This is a genomic window from Streptomyces sp. SID12501 (assembly GCF_010550245.1).
GTDB lineage: Bacteria > Actinomycetota > Actinomycetes > Streptomycetales > Streptomycetaceae > Streptomyces.
This window is the reverse complement of record NZ_JAAGLU010000829.1, coordinates 1-415: the sequence shown is the minus strand read 5'-3', so window position 1 is coordinate 415 and position 415 is coordinate 1. Positions and strand designations below refer to the sequence as shown.

1 protein-coding gene is annotated in these 415 nt (G+C 78.8%); it reads left to right on the top strand.

From position 1 onward, the window contains the following. Nucleotides 1-97 precede the first annotated feature (97 nt). The coding region (locus tag G3I71_RS48680) for a DUF2809 domain-containing protein (protein WP_343243319.1) at nucleotides 98-415 on the top strand (318 nt) is incomplete at its 3' end.

Here is a 415-nt window from a genome sequence, read left to right as displayed (position 1 = left end):
CGCCGAGCTCATCGCCCGCTGGCGGGGCCGCCACTGAGACGGGGCGGCCCGGGCCCGGAGCGGGGCGGAGGCAGGCGTCGGGCAGGATGGCCCGGTGATCTCCCCCTCCACGAGCCCGGACCTCCCCGCCGTCGCCGATCCGGCGCGCACCCGTGCGGCGGCGGCCCTGGCCGCGGCGGTGACCGTCGGTGCGGGTCTGGGCCTCAGGGCCGTGGCCGGCGGGGACGTCGCGAAGTACGGCGGGGACGCCCTGTACACCGGGCTCCTGCTGACGCTGGTCGTCCTGATCGCCCCGCGGGGGACGCCCCTGCGGGCGGCCGCCGTGGCCCTGGCCGCGAGTTGGGCGGTCGAGTTCCTGCAGCTCGGTCCGGTGCCGGCGCAGTTGTCCCGGCGGAGCGTCATCGCCCGCCTCGTA